Annotated in this window: 12 protein-coding genes and 1 pseudogene; 10 read left to right on the forward strand and 3 right to left on the reverse strand. The window is 70.3% G+C overall.

Annotated features, from left to right (window positions below):
• Window positions 1-189: 189 nt before the first annotated feature.
• The 4 genes from ACIP98_RS31855 to ACIP98_RS31870 all read left to right on the forward strand — a co-directional run bounded on the left by ACIP98_RS31855 (window position 190) and on the right by ACIP98_RS31870 (window position 5,102).
• Window positions 190-1,437 (forward strand): extracellular solute-binding protein, encoded by a 1,248-nt coding sequence (locus ACIP98_RS31855; protein ID WP_401979189.1) that lies wholly within the window; start codon window positions 190-192, stop codon window positions 1,435-1,437.
• Window positions 1,438-1,458: 21 nt separating this feature from the next.
• Window positions 1,459-2,436 carry a carbohydrate ABC transporter permease gene (locus ACIP98_RS31860; protein WP_401979191.1) on the forward strand — a complete coding sequence of 326 codons (978 nt, stop codon included), beginning with the start codon at window positions 1,459-1,461 and terminating at the stop codon, window positions 2,434-2,436.
• Window positions 2,433-3,260 (forward strand): carbohydrate ABC transporter permease, encoded by an 828-nt coding sequence (locus tag ACIP98_RS31865; protein WP_319663701.1) that lies wholly within the window; start codon window positions 2,433-2,435, stop codon window positions 3,258-3,260. Before ACIP98_RS31860 ends, ACIP98_RS31865 begins: the two co-directional genes overlap by 4 nt.
• A gap of 81 nt (window positions 3,261-3,341) precedes the next feature.
• Complete coding sequence (locus ACIP98_RS31870; RefSeq protein WP_401979193.1) at window positions 3,342-5,102, forward strand: MGH1-like glycoside hydrolase domain-containing protein; 1,761 nt, start codon at window positions 3,342-3,344, stop codon at window positions 5,100-5,102.
• Between the two features lie 19 nt (window positions 5,103-5,121).
• On the opposite strand, the gene ACIP98_RS31875 is transcribed toward ACIP98_RS31870, so the two are convergent.
• Window positions 5,122-5,691: a dihydrofolate reductase family protein gene (locus ACIP98_RS31875; RefSeq protein ID WP_401979194.1), complete on the reverse strand. Its 570-nt coding sequence runs from the start codon at window positions 5,689-5,691 to the stop codon at window positions 5,122-5,124.
• A 177-nt stretch (window positions 5,692-5,868) separates the two neighbouring features.
• On the opposite strand from ACIP98_RS31875, the gene ACIP98_RS31880 reads away from it, so the two are divergent.
• The 5 genes and pseudogenes from ACIP98_RS31880 to ACIP98_RS31900 form a co-directional block, all read left to right on the forward strand.
• On the forward strand, window positions 5,869-7,323 hold the full coding sequence (locus tag ACIP98_RS31880; protein ID WP_401979196.1) for an MFS transporter: 1,455 nt from the start codon (window positions 5,869-5,871) through the stop codon (window positions 7,321-7,323).
• Window positions 7,313-8,278, forward strand: coding sequence for an RNA polymerase subunit sigma-70 (locus ACIP98_RS31885; protein ID WP_319663706.1), 966 nt, complete (start codon window positions 7,313-7,315; stop codon window positions 8,276-8,278). The genes ACIP98_RS31880 and ACIP98_RS31885 overlap by 11 nt, the downstream gene beginning before the upstream one ends.
• Window positions 8,275-8,814 (forward strand): maleylpyruvate isomerase N-terminal domain-containing protein, encoded by a 540-nt coding sequence (locus ACIP98_RS31890; RefSeq protein WP_401979198.1) that lies wholly within the window; start codon window positions 8,275-8,277, stop codon window positions 8,812-8,814. The genes ACIP98_RS31885 and ACIP98_RS31890 overlap by 4 nt, the downstream gene beginning before the upstream one ends.
• A gap of 287 nt (window positions 8,815-9,101) precedes the next feature.
• The gene (locus ACIP98_RS31895; protein WP_401979199.1) at window positions 9,102-11,501 is read left to right on the forward strand and encodes a 2OG-Fe(II) oxygenase; all 2,400 of its coding nucleotides are present in this window, start codon (window positions 9,102-9,104) and stop codon (window positions 11,499-11,501) included.
• Window positions 11,502-11,639: 138 nt separating this feature from the next.
• A pseudogene (locus ACIP98_RS31900) lies at window positions 11,640-11,843 on the forward strand (toxin Doc); the annotation flags it as partial.
• 401 nt (window positions 11,844-12,244) lie between these two features.
• On the opposite strand, the gene ACIP98_RS31905 reads toward ACIP98_RS31900, so the two are convergent.
• Complete coding sequence (locus tag ACIP98_RS31905; protein ID WP_401979201.1) at window positions 12,245-12,481, reverse strand: DUF2267 domain-containing protein; 237 nt, start codon at window positions 12,479-12,481, stop codon at window positions 12,245-12,247.
• A 684-nt stretch (window positions 12,482-13,165) separates the two neighbouring features.
• Window positions 13,166-13,828, reverse strand: coding sequence for an SDR family oxidoreductase (locus ACIP98_RS31910; protein WP_401979202.1), 663 nt, complete (start codon window positions 13,826-13,828; stop codon window positions 13,166-13,168).
• 526 nt (window positions 13,829-14,354) lie between these two features.
• Between ACIP98_RS31910 and ACIP98_RS31915 the strand changes: the two genes are divergently transcribed.
• Entirely contained in the window at window positions 14,355-14,489 is a 135-nt protein-coding gene (locus ACIP98_RS31915; RefSeq protein WP_401979204.1) for a hypothetical protein, read from the forward strand.
• The last annotated feature ends 21 nt before the right edge of the window (window positions 14,490-14,510 follow it).

Here is a 14,510-nt window from a genome sequence, read left to right on the forward strand (position 1 = left end):
AAGCCCCGGCCTCCCGACTCCACCACACTCCCGACGACGACCCACGGGCACACCGCCCACCACGACTCACGGGCAGCTCGTTCCAGCGCACCGAGCACCCGCATCCTTCACAGACGCCTTCAGCGTGCTCCGGCCTTCCCCCGTCACCCCTGTCACGGCACACCCGTGCTCACAAGCGAAGGACCTGCCATGCACAGCACCTCCAGACAACGCCGTCTGACCGCCGTGGCCCTGACCACGCTGACCCTGGCCGTCAGTGCCACCGCCTGCTCCTCCGGCTCGGGCAGCTCCGGATCGAAGGACGCCGCCGGCGGCACCTACACGGTCTGGGACCCGTACCCGCAGTTCGCCAAAGACTCGGACTGGGCGAAGCTGCTGGACCAGTGCGGTACCAAGGCAGGCGTCAAGATCAAGCGGACGGCCTTCGACACCAGCGACCTGGCCAACAAGACCCTGCTGGCGGCCCAGCAGGACAACTCCCCGGACATCCTCATCGTCGACAATCCGGTGGTGTCGACCCTCGCCGAGGCGGGTGTGCTCACCACGACCGACGACAACAAGCTGGACACCTCCAAGACCGATGCCAACCTGCTCGCGGCCGGCCAGTCCGGCGGCAAGACCTACGGCACACCGATCGGCGCCAACACCCTGGCCCTCTACTACAACAAAGAGGTGCTGAGGAAGGCCGGCGTGGACGCCTCCTCGGTCAAGGACTGGGAGTCGCTGACGGCGGCGCTGGCGAAGGTCAAGAAGGCGGGCAAGAAGGGCATCACCTTCTCGGCGATCGGCACCGAGGAGGGCAGCTTCCAGTTCCTGCCGTGGTTCTGGGGCTCGGGCGCGAAGCTCACCGCACTCGACTCCGCGCAGGGCGTCACCGCACTGTCCCTGTGGAAGGGCTGGCTCGACAACGGCTACGCTCCGAACTCGGTGCTCAACAACACCCAGACCACCAGCTGGCAGGAGTTCGCCAGCGGTGACTACGCCTTCGGCGAGAACGGTACCTGGCAGCTCGCCAACGCCAAGAAGGCCGGCTTCGACTACGGAGTGATTCCCATCCCCGCTGCCGAGGGCGGCAACGCCGCGGCCCCCACCGGTGGCGAGTTCGTGACCATCCCGGTCCAGAACGACTCTGCCCGCTACGGCACATCCCAGAAGCTGGTCACTTGCCTGACCAGTGGAGATTCCCTCTACAAAACCGACACCACGCTGTCCTACGTGGCCCCCACCAGCGAAGTCCAGGACAAGCAGGTGGCCGCAAACGCCGACCTGAAGCCGTGGGCCGACGCGGTCCGGGCGGCCAGGGGCCGTACCAGCGACAACCTGGGCACCAAGTACCCGAAGATCTCCGAGCAGATGTGGAAGGCCGTCCAGGCCGCTCTCAGCGGCTCCAAGTCGCCCAAGGCTGCGCTGTCCGAGGCGCAGTCGGCCGTCAAGTAACCAGGGATTCGCGGTCCGCAGATGAACGACACGAAGCAGCTCTCGGACCGCCGGTCCGCGCTCGACCGGGTCGAGGCGGTCGCCGCCTCGACCCGGACCGCGCGAGAACGGCGCCGTTCGGCCTCCCCGCAATGGGCAGCCTGGGGCTTCCTCGCCCCGGTCACCCTCTATCTCGCCCTCTTCTACGCCTATCCGCTCTACCGCAACCTCGACCTGAGTCTGCGCGACTACACCGTCCGCTCCTTCGTCCAGGGCGACGCGCCGTTCACGGGCCTGGCGAACTACCGTAAGGTCTTCGACGACCCGGTCTTCGCGCCGGCCCTGCTGCACACCGCGGTCTTCACCGCCGTATGCCTGGTCTTCCAGTACGCCATCGGGCTCGCCCTCGCGGTCTTCTTCAACCAGAACTTCCGGCTCTCGGCCACGCTCCGGGCCCTGTTCCTGGTCCCCTGGCTGCTGCCGCTGATCGTCTCCTCCTCCACCTGGTCGTGGATGCTCAACAGCGACTCGGGCGTGGTCAACGCCGTTCTGCACGCCGTCGGCATCGGGCCGGTGAACTGGCTGACCTCGCCGTCCTGGTCACTCACCTCGGTGATCATCGCGAACATCTGGATCGGCGTCCCCTTCAATCTCGTGGTGCTCTACAGCGGTCTGCAATCCATCCCCGGATCACTGCACGAGGCCGCCGCCCTCGACGGCGCGAACGCCTGGCAGCGCTTCTGGCGCATCACCTTCCCGCTGCTGCGGCCGGTCTCCGCCATCACGCTGCTGCTGGGCCTCGTCTACACCCTCAAGGTCTTCGACATCATCTGGATCATGACCAAGGGCGGCCCAGCGGACTCGTCGACCACCTTCGCCACCTGGTCCTACCAGCTCGGTTTCGGCAATCTCCTGCCGGCCTTCGGCCCGGGTGCGGCCGTCGGCAACCTGCTCGTGGTCGCCGCTCTGGTGTTCGGCCTGATCTACGTCCGCGTCCAGCGAAAGCAGGCGCTGTCATGAAAGCGGACGCTGTCACGAAGACAGGCTGGAAGACGGCCGTCGGCCTGCTGCTGACCGGGATCATGCTCTTCCCGGTCTACTGGATGATCAACGTGTCCCTCACCCGCGACCAGGACATGCGCAAGAGCCCGCCGGACCTGTTCCCCACCCACGGCACCCTGGCCGGCTACCGCACCGTCCTCAACGAGCAGTTGCCCTACCTCGGCACCAGCCTCGTGGTCGCCCTCGGTACCGTCGTGCTGACCGTGGCCCTGGCCGCGCCCGCCGGCTACGCCCTGGCCAAGCTGCGCCCACGCGGCGGCGGCCTGCTGAGCTTCGTCCTGCTGGCCGCCCAGATGATCCCCGGGATCATCATGGCGATGGGCTTCTACGCCGTCTACCTCCAGCTCGGCCTGCTCCAGTCCGTGCCCGGGCTGATCGTCGCCGACTCCACTCTGGCCGTCCCCTTCGCGGTGCTGATCTTCACCGCCTTCATGTCGGGCATACCAGGCGAGCTGCTCCAGGCCGCGCAGATGGACGGAGCGAGGGCCCTGCGGACCTTCTGGTCGATCATCCTGCCGATGAGCCGCAACGCCGTCGTCACGGTCTCGCTGTTCGCCTTCCTGTGGTCCTGGTCCGACTTCGTCTTCGCCAACACCCTGGTCAACGGCGGCGCCCAAGAGCCGATCACCCTCGGCATCTACCACTACATCGGCAACAACAACCAGGAGTGGAACGCCATCATGGCCACCGCCGTCGTGGCGTCATTGCCCGCCGCGGTCATTCTCGTCCTCGCCCAGCGCTATGTGGCGGCCGGTGTGACCACCGGCGCCGTCAAGGACTGAGTCCCCCGACCTGCCACGCCGACCGGCGCCCTCCCGCGCCGGCCGGCCGGAACCCCCTGACCGAGAAACGAGTCACACCACATGACCGCCGCACTGTCCGGCCCGGCATTCTCCGTCCACGACATCCCGTTCAGCGCGTACGGGTCCTGGTTCGACATCTCGCCCGTGATCGCGGAGAAGACGTACGCCGAGGACCTCCACCTCGTCTCGCACCAGAACGGCATGCACGGTGTCCTGCGCCTGGTCCCCCTGGACCCGGTGGGAGGCGGGCGGGCCGAGACCCGCGTCGAGGCGATACCGGGCCTGCTCAGCTGGGTGGGCGAGAGCGGGCGCGTCGAGCTCGCCTATGAGGCCCCGGACGCCGTACGCCTTCGGGGAAGCGGCCTGGACTTCGGTGTCCTCGCCGCCGTACGGACCCTCACACCGTTCAGCGGAACGTACTTCTTCCACGACCCGGCCGCGAACGCGCACGTGTTCACCTCGTACGAGACCGGCCGCCGCTACCGGGTCACCGTGCTGTCCGGCACCCTCGCGGACGCGCCCGGAGACCAGGCCCTGGGCAGTAGCGATCGCGGTGTCACCGTGACAGCGGAGGCGGACGGCGGCTGGGAGGTCGCGGTCGAGGAACTCGACACCGCTCGCCCACCCTACGCATCCGCGGCATCGTTCGACGACATCGCGTCGGCCGCGAGGGGGGCGTTCGCGGCCTTCGCGGACGCGGTGGCGCCCTGGCGTTCGGAAGCCACCCCTGCCGCCGAACTCGCAGCCTACGTCGTCTGGTCGGCGACCGTGGCGGCGAAGGGCCTGGTCACCAGGCCGGGCGTGCTGATGTCCAAGCACTGGATGGACAAGGTCTGGAGCTGGGACCACTGCTTCAACGCCCTCGCCCTCGCGCCGGGTGCGCCAGAGCTGGCCTGGGACCAGTTCCACCTGCCCTTCGACCACCAGGATGAGAGCGGCGCCCTCCCGGACTCGGTCACCCACTCCGAAGTCCTCTACAACTTCGTCAAGCCGCCCATCCACGGCTGGGCCTTCGGCCACCTGCGGCGCAGTCTGCCAACCCCCCTGGGCCGGGCCGAACTGACCGAGGCGTACGAGCGCCTGGAGCGCTGGACCGGCTTCTGGCTCACCGTGCGGCGTGCGCCCGGCGCCGAACTGCCCTACTACCAGCACGGCAACGACAGCGGGTGGGACAACGCCACTACCTTCGACCCCGGGCGTGTGGTCGTCACCGCGGACCTCGCCGCCTTTCTCGTCCTTCAACTCCGCGAACTCGGATCAATGGCAAGAGAGTTGAACAGACCGGACGAGGCGAGCCGATGGGTCGGGGTAGCCGAGGAAATCCAGGCGGCGCTGCTCGACCAGCTCTGGACCGGAGAGAGGTTCATCGCGCGCTCGGCCGGTACCGGGCAGACCTGGAGCAGCGCCAGTCTCCTCGACCTGATGCCCATCGCGCTGGGCGAACACCTGCCCGCCGAGGTCACCAGCGCGCTGGCCGACCACATCAAGGCCCACCTGACCCCGTACGGCCTCGCCACCGAGCTGACCACCTCCCCGCACTATTCGGCCGACGGCTACTGGCGCGGCCCGATCTGGGCCCCCGCCACCGTTCTCATCGAGGACGGCCTGCGCCGCGCCGGTCACCTCCGGCTGGCGGACGACATCAGCGCCCGCTTCCGCGCCCTGTGTGAGACCCACGGGTTCGCTGAGAACTTCGACGCCCTGACGGGCACGGGACTGCGCGACCGGGCCTACACGTGGACCGCGAGCAGCTACCTCCTCCTCGCCCGTGACCACCAGCTCCGCCTTGCGGGCACCGGGACCGAAAACACCGTCGCCTGACCCGCGGGCGCGGCCCGTCTCACTCCGGGCGCACCGGGCGGTAGGTCAGGGATACGAGCTGTGGATCCCGCCCCGGGCCGGCGCTCACCAGCTCCCAGGCCTGGGCGGGGGATCCGGGCCGGTAGAACGTGGTGCCCTCCGCGAAGACGGGTACGACGGTCAGGCTCAGCTCGTCGACGAGGCCGGCGTCGCAGAGGGTCTGCCCGAACCGTCCATGCCCGTAGACGATCAGATCCCGCCCGGGGGTGCGCTTGAGTTCGGCCACGGCTTTCGCGGGATCCGCGGCGACCACGGTCGTGTTGGTCCATTCCGCCTCATCGAGGGTGGAGGAGAAGACGTACTTCTTCATCGTGTTGATGTGCTGGGCATAGGGGCCGGACGCGGCCGGCCACTGACGGGAGAAGACCTCGTAGGTACGCCGTCCCATCAGCATCGCCTCGCATTGCCGCAGGACCTCCAGGGAGCGCGCGGCGCTGCCGGGCCCGAAGTACGGTCCGGCCCAGCTCAGCGGCTCTGCGATGACTCCGTTGAGGGACACGAGGGCTGTCTGCAGGAGCCGCCGCCGGGGGCTGTCATCGATCGGGTTCATATCTGTTGGACTTCCGTCGGAGCCGGAATGCATCGGTGCCTCGGTGTCGAAAGCCCCCAACCGCCCCACGCGGTCCCGGGACGCCCGTACGCGGTTGCAGGACGCATTTGGCCCAGCGATGCATTCGGCACGGTCGTCGAGTCAGTACCAGTGACAACACGACCGGAAGGACACCTCATGACCGCACCCGCTGCCACCGGCAGGCCGCCCGCACTGCGCTGGGTACTGGGGCTGACCGCGGTGGCCGGACTCATCGTCGCCCTCGACCAGTTGGTCGTCGCCACCGCTCTGAACACCATCAGGCGTGACCTGGGCGCCTCAATGGACGATCTGGAATGGACCGTCAACGCGTTCGGTCTCGGTTTCGCCGCGCTGCTCATCCCCGCGGCCGAGTTGGGCGACCGGATCGGGCGCAAGCGCGCCTATCTGACGGGCCTGGTGCTGTTCGCCGTCGCCTCGGCGGCCTGCGCCCTCGCCCCCACCACCGGTGTCCTCGTCACCGCCCGGGCCGTGCAGGGCGCCGCGGCGGCCCTTCTGTCGCCCGCCGCGCTGGCGCTGCTCACCGAAGCCACCCCGGCCCGGCAGCGCGGCGCCGTCATGGGCGTCTACGCGGCCGTCATGGGGCTCGCCGTCGTCGGCGGTCCGCTGGTCGGAGGGGCGGTGGCCCAGGGGATCGCCTGGCAGTGGATCTTCTGGATCAACGTCCCGGTCATCGCGGTCGTCGTGCCCATCGCCCGCTCCGTGCTCACGGAGCACACCGGACGGCCCGCCGCTCCCGACCTCCCGGGCATCGTGCTCGCGGCGGCCTCGATGTTCGCCCTGGTGTGGGCGCTGGTGCGGTCCGGGTCCGCGGGCTGGGGGAGCGCGGAGGTGCTGGCCGCCCTGGCCGCCGGGGCCGTGGTACTGGCAGCCTTCGCCGTCCGGCAGGCGAGGGCCGTCCACCCCATGCTGCCGACCCGCCTGCTGCGTCGTCCGGCCTTCACCGCGGGGAATCTGTCGACCCTCATGCTGACCGCCTCGCTGTTCGGTACCGTTTTCTTCCTGGCCCAGTATCTGCAGGTCGCCCTCGGGTACTCGCCACTGGAGGCGGGGCTGAGGTTCCTGCCCTGGACGGCGACGCTGTTCTTCGTCGCCCCGGTCGCCGGCCGGTTGCAGGACCGGATCGGCCCGCGCGTCCTGATCTCCGCCGGGCTGCTCCTCCAGGGCGTCGGACTGCTGTGGATCGGCGTCAACGCCCATCAGCACCAGGGCTACACCGGCTCGGTGGCCGCACTCGTCCTGTCCGGCGTCGGCACGTCGATGGCCATGCCGGCCCAGCAGACGGCCGTCATGGCCGCCGTACCCCCCGCCATGATGGGCAAGGCAGCGGGCACCTTCAACACCGTGCGCCAACTCGGCGGGGCCCTCGGCATCGCGGTCATGGCAGCCGTCTTCGGCGCGGCCGGCGGCGAACAGTCTCCGGACGCCTTCGCCGACGGCTTCTCCGCGGCCGTCATCGTCGCCGCCGCCCTGGCCTTCACCGGCTCGGCATGCGGGCTGGCCGTCCCGGCACGGCACCGGGCGGAGACCCCGGTCACCTCACCGGGCGGCGCGGTCGGCGGATCCGTGGGGGAGGAACTCGGTGCCCGCTGACGACTTCAACGCGCTCGCCGCCTCCTACCGGCAGGAACTGCTCGCCCACTGCTACCGGATGCTCGGCTCGGTACACGACGCCGAGGACCTGGTCCAGGAGACGCTGCTACGCGGCTGGCGCGGATACGACCGCTTCGACGGCCGCTCCTCCCTGCGCACGTGGCTGTACCGCATCGCCACCAACGCCTGCCTGTCCGCGCTCGCCAGCACGCACCGCAGGGTCCTGCCCTCCGGCCTCGGCACCGCCACCGACAACGGGGGAGTGGACCTCGTACGCGCCGACGAGGTCTCCTGGCTCACCCCGCTGCCGACCTCCGAGCGGGCAGGGCAGGCGCAGGACCCCTCGGAGGTCACGATGCTGCGGGCCAGCACCCGGCTGGCTCTGGTGGCCGCCTTCCAGCGGCTGCCGGCCCGGCAGCGGGCCGTGCTGCTCCTCGTGGACGTGGTCGGACTCCGGACCGCCGAAGCCGCCGAGTTCCTCGGCATCACTGTCAACGCCGGCCGCAGCCTGCTGCAACGTGCCCGGGCCGCGCTGGCCGACGACCCGCCTGCCGAGGACGACGTCTCCGCGGACCCCGAACTGGACGAGAAGGTGCTGCGCCGCTACCTGGACGCTTTCGAGGCCGCCGACATCCGGCGTCTGGCCGAGCTGCTCCGGGATGGCGTGACGTACGAGATGCCGCCCATCGCCACCTGGTTCCGGGGCCGTGACGCCGTCCGCGAGCACTGGACGCGCCGGGTCTTCCGACAGCCCCGGCGCGCCCTGCCCCTGTGGGCCAACGGCTGTCCGGCTGTGGCCACCTACGTGCAGGGCTCCGACGGCGACTTCCGGGCGCACGCCATCGAGGTGCTGGAGATCCAGGGCGGCCTGATCTCCCGAGTCGTGGTCTTCCTGCATCCCGATCTGTTCCCCCGCTTCGGCGTCCCGCGCACGCTGTCGGGTACGACCGGATGATCCCGCCGCGCCTGCCCCGCCCGCCGCACCCGCTGGACCTGCTCGCCCAGGCGTCCGAGGCGGCGCTGGACAGCCTGCACCGTGCCGCCCTCGCCGACCCCGACGCGCCCACCCCCTGCACCCGCTGGAACCTTGCCACGCTGGTGCGTCACATCACCGACTCCACCGCCTCGACCAGGGAGATCCTGACAGGCATGCCTCCCGGGCGGCCGCCGGAGCCCGGCTGCGGCCCGGCCCGGGACGAGCTGCGCCGCCTCCGGACCGCTGTGGCGGCCATGCCCCGTGAGACGGCCCGCGTGCGCTGGGGAGCTCTTCTGGGGAGCTACGAACTGGCCCTGCACGCCTGGGACGTGAACCAGTCCACCGGGTGCCCCGGACCCCTGCCGCCGACGCTGGCCGAGGCGCTGCTCGCCTTCGCCCCTATGGTCGTCGAAGGCGTCGACCGCACCGGCCTGTTCGCCCCTCCCCTCCCGCCGCCTCGACCCGGCCACCCCACCGACCGACTGCTCGCCCTCTTCGGACGCCGACCCCGATAGGAGACGGCCCCTCCGACGAACGCCCACGTGTCCGAAAGCGAGTCGGAGACGGCCGACGGTCGACGGCCGGTCCGCTCACCCGGACGTCCCACTGGCCGTGAACAGCGACTTCGACGCCTGATAGCGCTGCCACCGGGAACGCGATCACCTACGGCGCGCACCATCCGCTACCGCGACACACTCACCCTCGCCGCATGACCAACAGCCAGGGAACAAGGACTGCCCGCGGCGTCTAGGGTTTCCGGGACAGGCCAAAAGGCACGCTGCATCCCTGGGGGCGAAACAGTATGGGACACGGAGCGCGGAAGCAGTTGGCGGAGTTGCTCGATGCCGCGCAGCGGCGCGGGGACTTCAGCACCCGTATCGAGATACCGGCCCACGTGCTGCGCGTCGAGGTCGACGGGGTGGGGGAACTGCCGCTGCCGCTGCGTGCCCCGGTCACCAGGAAACTGATCGCGCAGGCCCGGCAGGCATCCTTCGGCCGCGGCGAACAGACCCTGTCCGACACCAGAGTCCGCGACACCTGGGAGATCACCCCGGACCGCATCACGCTCGGCGGCACCGACTGGGACCGGACCCTGGACGGCGTCCTCGACGGTGTCCGCACCGCGCTCGGTCTGCCGCCCACCGTCGTCCTACGTGCCGAGCCGCACGCACTGCTCGTCTACGGCAAGGGCCAGTTCTTCCTGCCGCACCAGGACTCCGAGAAGGACGACTCCATGGTGGGCACCCTGGTCGTCTCGCTGCCCTCGCACCACACCGGCGGCGAACTCGTCGTCTCGCACGCCGGCCGCAGCGTCGTCCACCAGGCGTCCCGTGAGAAGCTGACCTTCGCCGCCTTCTACGCGGACTGCCTGCACGAGGTCAAAGCCGTCAAGTCCGGCTACCGCGTCACCCTCACCATGAACCTCCTCGCCGAACGCATCCGCCCGGCTGGCGAGGACGACGAGGACCCGGTCGCCGACCTGGCCCACTGCTTGACCGAACACTTCTCCGAGCCGGCCGAGGAGCGCTACGCCTACGGCCGCCGGAAGGCCGCGCCCCCGAACCGCCTCGTGTACCTCCTCGACCACGAGTACACCCAGCGCGGCCTGGACTGGGACCGCCTCAAGGGAGCCGACGCCGTCCGCACCACCCTGCTCCGGCAAGCCGCCGCAGAGACGGACTGCGAAGCGGTCCTCGCGTTGGCCGAGGTGAAGGAGACCTGGGACGCGCATGCGCCGTACGACTACGACGACTACTACGGCGAGGTCGAGCACTACGACGACTGCGAGGACGAGGAGTGCGAGGGTGAATGCCTCCTGGACCCCGACGGGGAACCCGGTGCCGAGCGCCGCCGCAGCGGCGACCTCTCCAGCTACGTACTGACCGAGCTGATCGACGACGAGCTCACGCTGAGCTGGTGGACCCGCCCGGACGGTACCGGCGGCGAGCAGATCGACCTGCCCGTCGGGTACGCCGAGGTGTGCGCCACCACCGCGAACAAGGACCTGACGCCCTACCAGTCCGAGTACGAGGGCTACATGGGCAACTACGGCAACACCCTCGACCGCTGGTACCGGCGGGCTGCCGTGGTCCTGTGGCCTCGGCAGCGCTCGTTCACGGCCCGCGCCGAGGCCGGCTCAGAAGGCGCACTGCGGGAACTTCAGGGCCACCTGGATGCCGGGGACCTCGACCGGGCGCGCACGCTCGCCCAGTCGCTCGCCCCGTTCTGGAAGCACCACGGTTCGGGCGAGGCGGCCGCGACGCTCTTTGCCGCCGCCCTGCCCGTCGCGGTGGGACTGCGGGAAGCTGACACTGCCACGACGCTCCTCGCGCCTTTCGGGGTCGAGGTTCTGGGCGAGCGGCACGCCCCGGGTCTCGCGGCAGCGGCCGCGCGGTACGGACGGACGTGGGCCCGCGGGGCCGTCGGCAGCTGGTTCGGCACGGGTGGCGCGTACACCGGGGCCGGCCGCGCGGCGTGGCTCGAATCGCTGCCCGGCCTGTGCACCGCCCTGCGGGCCGTCGAGGGCGATGGGGAGGCGATGGCCTCGCCGCTGGCCGAGGGTGCCTGGCAAGCGGTCCAGCAGCAACTCACTAGCTGGCTCGGCATCGGCCGCGAGACGGAGCGCCGCACCGGCATGGAGAGGCTCGGCGCATCCCTGGCCCGCGTCCTGCAGGCGGCAGACCCCGAGACCGCCGACACCATCGCCGCCACGCTGCGCGGCCTGCCGGACACCGCCCTGGAATGCCTGCTTCCCGCCCTGCGCACCGCGGCCTGCCAGCCGACGACCACACGCGACGTCGTCCCCGCCGCCCGTGCTTTCCAGACCCTCGCCGACCACTGCGAGGAGCGGCTCGCCGCGGCCCTCACCCGCCCCGTACGTGCGGCCGACGACTGGTCCCTCACGCCGGCCGGGTCATGCCGGACTGGCTGCGGACTCTGCGCCGACTTGGACGCCTTCCTCACCTCCCGTACCCGCCACATCATGGAGTGGCCACTCGCGAAGGACGGACGCCGCCACCTCCACAACCGCATCGAGCAGGTCGGCCTGCCCGTCTCCCACATCACGCGGCGCCAGGGACGCCCCTACGTTCTGGTCCTGACCAAGACGGACGCCGTCTTTACCCTTGAACAGGCGACCCGCGCCCGCGCCGAGACCGACCTGGCGTGGCTGCGGGACACATGGCCCCGGGCGCGCGGTTGAGTGACACCTTCGTGTCGTCGGCGTCGATCCCATGAGCGCACTGCCGCAGTACCTCGCGGTGTTCGGAGAGGAGATGGTCGCCGCACAGCCACTTCGACCAGATCTGGTCCGGCGGAACGTGGCGGTGGGGTTCCCAACCTTGTCGCTGCCGTGGCCCGCCATCGCGTCACCACCCCGCAGATCGGTGCGCCCGTCGACAACGCTCGGCGCGCCGCAGCCCTGATGCACGCCATCATCCGTCTACGCCCGCTCCCGGCCCGCAACGCCCTGTACGGCGCCGCCCTCGCCACGGCCTACATGGACGCCGCCGGCGAAGGCATCAACCCGCCCTACGGTGCTCTGATTGGCGGACGGACGACGGAGCCCCAGCAGCGAACCGGCCCAAGATCACGAGTGGCCTGACTCGCTGGCGCCGCAGTGGGTGTGTCGGAGCAGCGAAATTGACGCCGCGATCGTCCAGGACCTGACAGCGCTCCGCCGCCACTTGGCCATCGTTTCCTCGGAGGATCTCCTGCCGGTGCCGATGCGCGGCTGCTGAGGGCAAAGCCGCTGTGACAGGGGCGGTCGGCTCCGCGGTTCTAACGGCACGGCGGCCGCGAAAGACGGGTCTCACCCTCGGACCTCGGCGCACGTGCACGTCCGGGTCGCTGGTGCCGTTACACGGCTGCCGTGCCGAACGCCCTGGGGTCATCCGGCGGATTCGAAGGCACGGGAACCACGGACCGCATCGAGCGCTTCGGCCATCACGACGGCATGCGGCGAGTGGCCGAACGCACCATGCGGTCCGTGGTTCCCGTGCGTACCGCCTCCGCGAGGCCCTCGGGGAGCTCGGTGTTCAGGTCCCTGGCCTCCCCGGGGCTCAGCCCGTGGGCCAGCGTCTCGAGTGTGGCCCAGGTCAGGTCCGCCGCCTCCTGGCGGCTCAGTCCGGTGCGCTGTGTACGAATTGGCCGAGGCGATGGGGCTTTTCTGGACAGTGGCATGGGCGTCCATGACGCCTGCCTGGAGTCGAGTCGGGCACCTCGGGTTTTCAAGCCGGGACCTGCTCAGAGCCGCTATTTGGGGTCAAAGGGTTCGTGAGACGGCGCTGAGCGCGGAGGAAATGGGGCGTGCGATCGACGCGGCCCACCGTAGCTTTCCGAACTGGCGTGCCCGGTCGACGGCCGACCGGGGGCCCTCGTGCAACGCGCAGTCCGGCTCATGAGGGAGCGCAAGGAGGAATCGGCCCGTCTCCTGACGCTTGAGGTCGCAAGCTGCTCAACTCGAGCCGTGCAGGGGTCGACCTCGCGTCCGACGTCTTCCCCTACTACGGCGAGCGCGGCCTCGAGCTGCGGGAGAAAGACCCCTGCTGGTGCATGAGCACACGGCTGTGCTGGGGAACGAACCGCTCGGCGTCCTTATCGGCGTGGCGCCGTGGAACTTGCCGACGTACCAGGTGGTCCGATTCGCGGCTCCCAACCTCGTCCTCGCAATACGATCCTGTTCGAGCACGCGAGCAGCCGCCCCCAGTGCGCACTGGCTCTCGAGTAATTGTTCACGGATGCGGGCGTGCCGATCTGAATGCAGCCCTTCCGGTGGGAGGAGCGGTGAGCATGCCGACCTCGGCTACGCGCTGGGCGCCTGGATGTAGGTCGTTACCCGCGCCCGGGCGAGGGCGGAGTGCGGTGTCAGCCGCCGGCCACGGCACGCACCGCCTCCTCGATCGGGGTGGCCCCGCTGATCAGCTCGAGGATGCGCCCCGCGGTCCTGGGCTCGTGGAGCAGGGCGGCGAGCACCGCAGCCACATCATCGCGAGGCACCTGGCCGCGGTCCGTGTGCTCGGCGAGCGTGACGCGGCCGCTACCGGGGTCGTCGGTCAGCATCCCCGGGCGCAGAATCGTCCAGTCCAGTCCCGTACGCGAGGCGATGTCGGCGTCCGCCTCGCCCTTGGCCTTCAGGTAGGCGGCAAACACCGGGTCGGTGCCGGGCGGCGGCGGGTTGTCCACGCCCATCGCGGAGATCACCAGGAAGCGGCGCATCCCGGCGCGCTCAGTCGCGTCGGCGAGGAGGATGGCCGCGTTTCGGTCCACAGTCTGCTTGCGAGTCGCGCCGCTGCCCGGTCCGGCGCCCGCGGCGAACAGTGCCGCGTCGGCGCCGCGGAGGTGGCTGGTCACCTCGTCCACCGAGGCACGCTCCAGATCGCACACCACCGGTTCCGCGCCGTCCGCCCGGAGGTCGTCGGCGTGGTCCGGGTTTCGGATCAGCCCTGTGACATTGTCGCCGCGCGCCGAGAGCAGCCGGGTCAGCCGGCGCGCGATCTTTCCGTGTCCACCCGCGATCACAATGTGCATGGGGACATTCTTGCCACACGCGACCGCTTACGCCGCGGTGCGCGGCTGCTGCGGCAGGTCGGGTCCCGCGGTTGCCGTACGGCGTACGCGCGCACCGCCCTGGTGGCGAGTACGGCCCAGAGCGGTGCATCGCCACGCAGCGCTTGGGCAGCATGCGGACGACGAGGCGAATGACGGCGATCTCCTGGTTGTCACGCTTCACCTGAACCCCACTCCGGCCGAGGCTTCTTTCGCGAGCGCGCCACCGAGGACTCGCGTGGCGCAGCGAACGCCGCCGAGAACGGGCAGCCGGCCCCCCGACGGCGACGGCCCGCCCCCTGCCCGGAGGCCGGCCGTCGCAGCACCCCGGGTGCGCCAGCACAAATTTGCGGGCCTTGCGGCAGCCCGCGTCGCCCCTCACGCCGCCTGAAATGCTCTGGTCCAAGGCCACCTCCGGGTTGCCGGGTTTCTGGTACACCTGGCGGGTCTCGCCGGCCGACTCGACCTCCGCGAGCGGACGGTAAATGGCCAACCGGGCCTCGTCGCGATGAACGGCAATCAGGTGCTGACCGTGTCCGCGTTCGACATCGACGAGTCCCGCATTCGGCATATCTGGGCGATTCGCAACCCGGACAAGCTGCGGTCGTGGAGCAGTCGAGAGGTGCGTCGGGCTCGTGCCTGACAATTCCCGCAGCAGGGACGT

The organism is Streptomyces sp. NPDC088354, from assembly GCF_044753585.1.
Classification (GTDB): domain Bacteria; phylum Actinomycetota; class Actinomycetes; order Streptomycetales; family Streptomycetaceae; genus Actinacidiphila.

Coding starts and splice junctions, on each gene's coding strand:
- ACIP98_RS31855 (WP_401979189.1), top strand. CDS start 190: ATGCACAGCACCTCCAGACAACGCCGTCTGACCGCCGTGGCCCTGACC.
- ACIP98_RS31860 (WP_401979191.1), top strand. CDS start 1,459: ATGAACGACACGAAGCAGCTCTCGGACCGCCGGTCCGCGCTCGACCGG.
- ACIP98_RS31865 (WP_319663701.1), top strand. CDS start 2,433: ATGAAAGCGGACGCTGTCACGAAGACAGGCTGGAAGACGGCCGTCGGC.
- ACIP98_RS31870 (WP_401979193.1), top strand. CDS start 3,342: ATGACCGCCGCACTGTCCGGCCCGGCATTCTCCGTCCACGACATCCCG.
- ACIP98_RS31875 (WP_401979194.1), bottom strand. CDS start 5,691: ATGAACCCGATCGATGACAGCCCCCGGCGGCGGCTCCTGCAGACAGCC.
- ACIP98_RS31880 (WP_401979196.1), top strand. CDS start 5,869: ATGACCGCACCCGCTGCCACCGGCAGGCCGCCCGCACTGCGCTGGGTA.
- ACIP98_RS31890 (WP_401979198.1), top strand. CDS start 8,275: ATGATCCCGCCGCGCCTGCCCCGCCCGCCGCACCCGCTGGACCTGCTC.
- ACIP98_RS31895 (WP_401979199.1), top strand. CDS start 9,102: ATGGGACACGGAGCGCGGAAGCAGTTGGCGGAGTTGCTCGATGCCGCG.
- ACIP98_RS31905 (WP_401979201.1), bottom strand. CDS start 12,481: ATGCCACTGTCCAGAAAAGCCCCATCGCCTCGGCCAATTCGTACACAG.
- ACIP98_RS31910 (WP_401979202.1), bottom strand. CDS start 13,828: ATGCACATTGTGATCGCGGGTGGACACGGAAAGATCGCGCGCCGGCTG.
- ACIP98_RS31915 (WP_401979204.1), top strand. CDS start 14,355: ATGAACGGCAATCAGGTGCTGACCGTGTCCGCGTTCGACATCGACGAG.